This is a genomic window from Brachybacterium alimentarium (genome assembly GCF_002332425.1).
Classification (GTDB): Bacteria; Actinomycetota; Actinomycetes; order Actinomycetales; family Dermabacteraceae; genus Brachybacterium; species Brachybacterium alimentarium.
Genome location: NZ_NRGS01000056.1, coordinates 1 through 6440, shown reverse-complemented (window position 1 = coordinate 6440; position 6440 = coordinate 1). Strand labels below are relative to the sequence as shown.

General features: G+C 69.5%; 5 protein-coding genes. All 5 read left to right on the top strand.

Features of this window, described 5'->3' with window-relative positions:
- Nucleotides 1-132: 132 nt before the first annotated feature.
- Nucleotides 133-660 (top strand): extracellular solute-binding protein, encoded by a 528-nt coding sequence (locus tag CIK71_RS17255; protein WP_245857771.1) that lies wholly within the window; start codon nucleotides 133-135, stop codon nucleotides 658-660.
- On the top strand, nucleotides 657-1541 hold the full coding sequence (locus CIK71_RS17250) for a carbohydrate ABC transporter permease (RefSeq protein WP_096166901.1): 885 nt from the start codon (nucleotides 657-659) through the stop codon (nucleotides 1539-1541). Before CIK71_RS17255 ends, CIK71_RS17250 begins: the two co-directional genes overlap by 4 nt.
- The gene (locus CIK71_RS17245; protein ID WP_158542055.1) at nucleotides 1538-2497 is read left to right on the top strand and encodes a carbohydrate ABC transporter permease; all 960 of its coding nucleotides are present in this window, start codon (nucleotides 1538-1540) and stop codon (nucleotides 2495-2497) included. The genes CIK71_RS17250 and CIK71_RS17245 overlap by 4 nt, the downstream gene beginning before the upstream one ends.
- A gap of 210 nt (nucleotides 2498-2707) precedes the next feature.
- Complete coding sequence (locus CIK71_RS17240; protein ID WP_096166900.1) at nucleotides 2708-4051, top strand: serpin family protein; 1344 nt, start codon at nucleotides 2708-2710, stop codon at nucleotides 4049-4051.
- A 245-nt stretch (nucleotides 4052-4296) separates the two neighbouring features.
- Nucleotides 4297-6306 (top strand): beta-galactosidase, encoded by a 2010-nt coding sequence (locus tag CIK71_RS17235; protein WP_096166899.1) that lies wholly within the window; start codon nucleotides 4297-4299, stop codon nucleotides 6304-6306.
- Nucleotides 6307-6440: the final 134 nt, after the last annotated feature.

The following is a 6440-nucleotide window of genomic DNA, read 5'->3' as shown; positions in this document are numbered from 1 at the left end:
ATCAACTGTCACCGATGTCCTGATACAGAACTGTCACCTAAGTCCTGAGACATCACACTGGCCGACAAGATCATCGGCACCGGCTACGGCTCCTACACCACCCCCTGGTACGCGGCGGCCGGCGACGGCAACGTGCTGGCGTCCATCAGCGGCTCATGGTCCGACGCCCTCAACGAGACCGTCCCCGGCGGCTCCGGCAAATGGGCCGTGGCGCCCATGCCGCGCTGGGACGACGGCTACGCCTCCGGCGGCCACGGCGGCTCGTCGGCCGCAGTGCTGTCCACCAGCCAGCACCCGGTCGAGGCGCTCGAGTTCCTCACCTGGATGTGCACCGATCCTGCCGGGATCGACGCCATGATCGAGTTCTCCGGCATCGGCTGGTCGCCCGCCAAGGACTACATCGGCGAGATCCGGCAGCAGCCCTCAGAGTTCTTCTCCGGACAGAACTACAACGAAGAGGTCATCGTGCCGATGGCCGAGGGGCAGAACCTCGACTGGACCTGGGCGCCGATGATGCAGCGCGCCCAGGCGATCATCGGCGACGGCATGACCAACGCCGTCAGCGGCGAGGTGCCGCTGGTCGACATGTTCGCCAACTCGCAGAAGGAGATCGTCAAGATCATGCGCGACATGGGACTGGATGCGGAGGAGGCACGATGAGATCGAAGACCGCTCCCTGGCTCCTGCTGGCCCCCTTCCTGGTGCTGTTCATCGGCACCATGATCGTGCCGATCATCATGGCGATCGGCTACAGCTTCACCTCCGTCGAGCGCTCCGGCCTGCTCGGCGAGGGCGGGCTGACGAACTCCTTCGCCTGGTTCGACAACTACGTCGCGGCGCTGACCAACGCGAACTTCGTGGCCTCCATCGGCCGCATGGTCCTGTTCGGCGTGGTGCAGGTGACGGTCATGATCGTGGCCGCCACGGTCCTGGCGCTGCTGCTCGAGAGCGCCTCCGCACGGTGGCCGGGATTCTTCCGCGCCACCTACTTCCTGCCCTACGGCATCCCCGGCGTGATCGCCACGATCCTGTGGTCGTTCCTGTACATCCCGGGGCTGTCCCCGATCGTGGACGTGCTCGGAGCGGTGGGCATCAACATCGACTTCCTGGGCCCGAACATGGTGCTGTGGTCGATCGCGAACATCGTGACCTGGACCTACACCGGCTACAACATGCTGATCATCATCGCGCAGCTGAAGTCGATCCCCGGTGAGCTCTACGAGGCCGCGAAGATCGACGGCGCGACCTCGTTCCGCGTCGCCACCTCGATCCAGCTGCCGCTGATCCGCCCGGCCCTGATGCTCACGGTGATCTTCTCGATCATCGGCACCCTGCAGCTGTTCGCCGAGCCGCGGCTGCTGCAGACCATGAGCGCCGGCATCACGTCGGAGTACACCCCGAACATGTCCGCCTACGCGTTCGCGTTCCAGTACAACGACATCGGCATGGCGGCGGCGCAGTCCGTGATCATCGCCCTGGCCGCCTTCCTGCTCTCGGCCGTTGCGCTGGGAGTCTCCAACTGGACGGAGAAGCGCCGATGAGCTCCCTCGACAACAAGACCGCCACCACGGACCGACGCACGGGCAGCACGCCTGCCACGGGCAAGTCGGTCAAGGCCCCCCGCGGGGACGGCCGCGCCGGCACCCGGGACGCCGGCCGCAAGCCGACCACGACGATCATCGTCACGGCCCTGCTCGCGATCGTCGCGATCTACTTCCTGGTGCCCGTCTACTGGGTGGTCGTCAACGCCAGCAAGTCCACCGAGGACCTGTTCGGCACGAACGGCTTCTGGTTCGGCGAGAACTTCCAGCTGTTGGACAACCTCAAGGCCGTGCTGTCCGCCAACGGCGGGATCTTCCCGCGCTGGGGGCTGAACTCGCTGCTGTACTCCGGTATCGGCTCCGTGGTGGCCACCTACTTCGCGGTCGCCGCGGGGTACGCCCTGGCCAAGTACCGCTTCACGGGCCGGAAGCTCGTGTACGGGCTGGTGCTGGGCGGCGTGCTGGTCCCCGGCACCGCCGTGGCCCTGCCGCTGTTCTTCCTGTTCTCCTCGATCGGGATCACCAACACCTACTGGGCCGTGCTGATCCCCTCGCTGGTGAGCCCCTTCGGCCTGTTCCTGGCCTCGATCTACGCCGGAGCCGCCGTGCCCGACGAGATGCTCGAGGCGGGCCGGCTCGACGGCGTCAGCGAGCTGGGGCTGTTCCATCGCCTCTCGCTGCCGCAGCTGACCCCGGCGATCGTGACCATCCTGCTGTTCCAGTTCGTCGCGATCTGGAACAACTACATGCTCCCCCTGGTCATGCTGGCCGACGAGAAGCTGTATCCGATCACCCTGGGCCTGGACAACTGGCGGGCCCAGACCGACCGGCTCCCGGAGTTCTACCAGCTCACCACCGGCGGCGCCCTGCTGTCGGTGATCCCGCTGGCGATCCTCATCCTGGTGCTGCAGCGCTTCTGGCGCGGCGGACTCACCGAGGGCTCCGTCAAGGGCTGATCGCGCCTCGGCCGACGCACCGCCCCCGGGCGCCGACGCACCGCCCCCGGGCGAGGCGTCGGCGTGCGGCCTCGAATCCCCTGATCCGTCCCGCTCGTCGGCCTGGATCAGGGGATTCGTCGTTCCTGTCCGTGCTCGCCGGTGGCGTTCTGTGACCTTCGGTGCGTGCAGATGCTTGCATCTGCGGTGACGGCCCCGTTCGATGGACCCATGACCGCACTCGACTCCCGCCCCGACATCCCTCGTCGCGCCGTGCTCGCGGTGGGGGCAGGTGCCCCGGTGGCGACGCTCGCGCTCGCGGGCTGCAGCGACGACGACCCCGGCACGGACAGGGAGGTCGGGCAGCCGGATCTCCTCGCGGACGGGGAACGCGCGGATCCGGGCGCGGCAGCCGGCGCCGGGCAGCTCGCGGTGCCTTTCAGCTCCCGTCTGCTGGGCGCCCTGGACCGCTCCGAGGTCAATCTGATCTGCTCGCCCCTGTCGGCGCAGGTGGCCCTGACCATGGCCGGCCTCGGCGCGGCCGGAGACACCCGTGCGCAGCTGGAGGAGGTGCTCGGCGGCAGCATCGACGAGCTCGCGGCCACCGCGAACACGCTGTCGAGCGTGCTCGAGGCCGTCGGCGACGACGAGCGCGAAGAGGCCGACGAGGACGCCCCCGAACCGGCGGTCGCCTCTCTGGTCGACGGTGCGTGGCTGCAGAAGGGACTCGCGGTCCAGGAGGAGTTCCTGAGCGGCCTCAAGACCCATCTCGGCACCGGTGTGTACGAAGTGGACTTCACCGACCAGGAGGAGCGGGAGAAGGGGCGGGAGCGCATCAACGACTGGGTCTCCGACGCCACCGGCGATCTCATCGAGGAGCTCATCCCGGAGAGCGCGCTCTCCGACGCGACCCGCATGGTGCTGGTCAACGCCCTCCACCTCAAGGCCGCCTGGTCGAACTCCCTGTCCACCACTGGCGGCACCTTCACCACCTCCGCGGGGGAGGAGGTGAGCGCGGAGATGCTCACCGGCGGGACCTCGTCCTGGTACGAGGACGATCTGTGCCGCGCGACGTCCCTGGACACCTATGGGGACGATCTCGCGCTCGCACTGGTCCAGCCGGTCGAGGACCTCGCGAGCGTGCTCGACGCCTGGGCCGACGCCGCCGACGACGGGGCGTCCGGTCTCGCGGCACTGCTCGCCGGGCTCGAGAGCTCCGACGCCGCCACCGAGGTGACGCTGCCCGGCTTCGACATCGAGTGGGGCGACTCGCTGAAGCACGTCCTCCAAGGGCTGGGGATGGAGGATCCGTTCACCGATGCCGCCGACTTCTCCGGCATCACCGCGCAGGAGCAGCTGATGATCACCGACGTCCTGCAGAAGGCCGTGATCACGGTCGACGAGGACGGGATGGAGGCCGCCGCCGCGACCGGCGTCATCGCCGACACCACCTCGGCTCAGACGGGTCAGCACGAGCTGATCCTGGACTCGCCGTTCCTCATCGTCGCCTACGAGCGCACGACGCAGGCACCGCTGGTGGCCGGCTGGATCGGGGACCCGACGCAGACGCGCTGATCGGCGGCCCGTGACTCCGCCCGGTGCACCCGTCCGTCTCACCGCCGGCGGGCCCTTCCTGCGGGCTCCGTCGGCGGATCCCTCCTGCGGGCTCCGTCGGCGGACCCGCGCGACCGCGCCGTCGGCGAACCTACGCGACCACGCCGTCGGCCCCGGGGCGAGGGATGGGCGCTTTCCCACGGAACCGCCGGCGCCGACTACCGTGGTCAGCACAGGTTCCGGAGAGTTCTCGCGATGGAGGAGACATGACCGCTGCACGCCCCTGGCCGCTCGGAGTCGACGGGATCATCTACGGCGGTGATTACAACCCGGAGCAGTGGCCCCGCGAGGTCCGCCTGGAGGACATCGAGCTCATGCGCGAGGCCGGGGTGAACCTGGTCAGCGTCGCGATCTTCGCCTGGGCCACGCTCGAGCCGCGCGAGGGCGAGTACGACTTCGCCTGGCTCGACGAGGTCATGGACCACCTCGCCGACGCCGGCATCAAGGTCGCCCTCGCCACCGCGACCGCGTCCCCGCCGCCGTGGCTCACCCGCGCCCATCCCGAGATCCTCCCCGTCACCGAGGACGGCACCGTGCTCGGCCAGGGCGGGCGGCAGTCCTACGCGGTCTCCTCACCGCTGCTGCGCGAATACGCGCTGCGCATGACCCGCGTGATGGCCGAGCGCTACGGCGAGCATCCGGCCCTCGCGCTGTGGCATGTCGACAACGAGCTGGGCTGCCATGTCCCGCACGACTACTCCGATCATGCCGCGACCGCCTTCCGGGCCTGGCTCGAGCGCCGGTACGAGACCATCGACGCCCTCAACGCGGCCTGGGGCACGGCGTTCTGGTCGCAGCGCTACGACTCCTTCGAGGAGATCCTGCCGCCGCGCGCCGCCCCCACCTACGCCAACCCCACCCAGCAGTTCGACTTCGCCCGCTTCTCCAGCGACGAGCTGCTGACCCACTACCGCGCCCTGCGGGACGTGCTGCGCGAGGTGACCCCGCAGGTCCCGGCCACCACCAACTTCATGCTCTCCAGCGCCACCAAGTGGATGGACTACTTCTCCTGGGCGGGGGACGTGGACCTGGTCGCCAACGACCACTACCTGATCGCGGCCGACGAGCGGGGTCAGATCGAGCTGGCGATGGCCGCCGATCTCACCCGCGGAGCGGCCGGCGGGGACCCGTGGATCCTCATGGAGCGCTCCACCTCCGCCGTGAACTGGCAGCCCCGCAACCGCGCCAAGGGGCGCGGGGAGATGCTGCGCAACTCGCTCGCCCATGTCGCTCGCGGGGCCGACGGGGTCATGTTCTTCCAGTGGCGCCAGTCCCGAGCCGGGGCCGAGAAGTTCCACTCCGCGATGGTGCCCCACGGCGGCCGGGACACGGACGTCTGGCGGAACACCGTGGGCCTGGGCCGGGCGCTCGAGGCGCTTGCTCCGGTGCACGGAAGCCGGGTGCTGAACCGGGTCGCGATCGTCGTCGACTACCCCTCGTGGTGGGCTGCCGAGCTGGACTCCCACCCCACCCAGCACCTGCGCTACTCCGAGGAGCTGCTGCGCTGGTACACCGCGCTGTGGGACCTCGGTGTGGGCGTGGACATGGTGCCCACGGGCGTGGACCTCACCGGCTACGAGCTGGTCATCGCGCCCACCCTGTACTCGGTGACGGACGAGGATGCCGGCCTCCTCGCCGACGCTGCACGGTCCGGCACCCAGGTGGTCATCACCTTCTTCTCCGGCATCGTCGACGAGCACGACCACGTGCGGCTCGGCGGCTACCCCGGTGCGTTCCGCGACCTGCTCGGTGTGCGCACCGAGGAGTTCTACCCGCTGCAGGAGGGCGAGATCCTCCACCTCGACGACGGCACCGCCGCCGATCTGTGGAGCGAGAAGACGCATCTCGAGGGTGCCGAGGCAGTGCGCACCTGGGCCGACGGGCCGCTGCGCGGCTGGCCTGCGGTGACCCGTCAGGAGGTCGGGGAGGGCGCCGGGTGGTACGTCGCCGCCCGCCCGTCGGCCGAGGGGCTCGAGACCCTCGTGGGCGAGATCGTCGCCGCCGCAGGGGTCGAGGCGTCGGTGTCCGGCCTGCACCGGGATGTCGAGGCCGTGCGTCGCTTCGCCGAGGACGGCACGACCTACCTGTTCGTGCTGAACCACTCCGACCGCGACCAGGTCGTGCAGGTCAGCGGGCGGGACCTGCTCAGCGGCACCGACGCGGACGGCGCCTTCACCGTCCACGCCGGCTCCGCGGCGGTCGTCCAGGAGAGCTGACGCCCTGCAGGCTGCGCCGCCCCCGTGGCGACCAGAGTTTTGCTGCCCGCACGACCAGAGTTTTGCTGCCCGCACGACCAGAGTTTTGTGGCCGCACGACCGATGTCGTCGCGCACATCGGTTGTGATGTCTCA

Coding starts and splice junctions, on each gene's coding strand:
- CIK71_RS17250 (WP_096166901.1), top strand. CDS start 657: ATGAGATCGAAGACCGCTCCCTGGCTCCTGCTGGCCCCCTTCCTGGTG.
- CIK71_RS17245 (WP_158542055.1), top strand. CDS start 1,538: ATGAGCTCCCTCGACAACAAGACCGCCACCACGGACCGACGCACGGGC.
- CIK71_RS17240 (WP_096166900.1), top strand. CDS start 2,708: ATGACCGCACTCGACTCCCGCCCCGACATCCCTCGTCGCGCCGTGCTC.
- CIK71_RS17235 (WP_096166899.1), top strand. CDS start 4,297: ATGACCGCTGCACGCCCCTGGCCGCTCGGAGTCGACGGGATCATCTAC.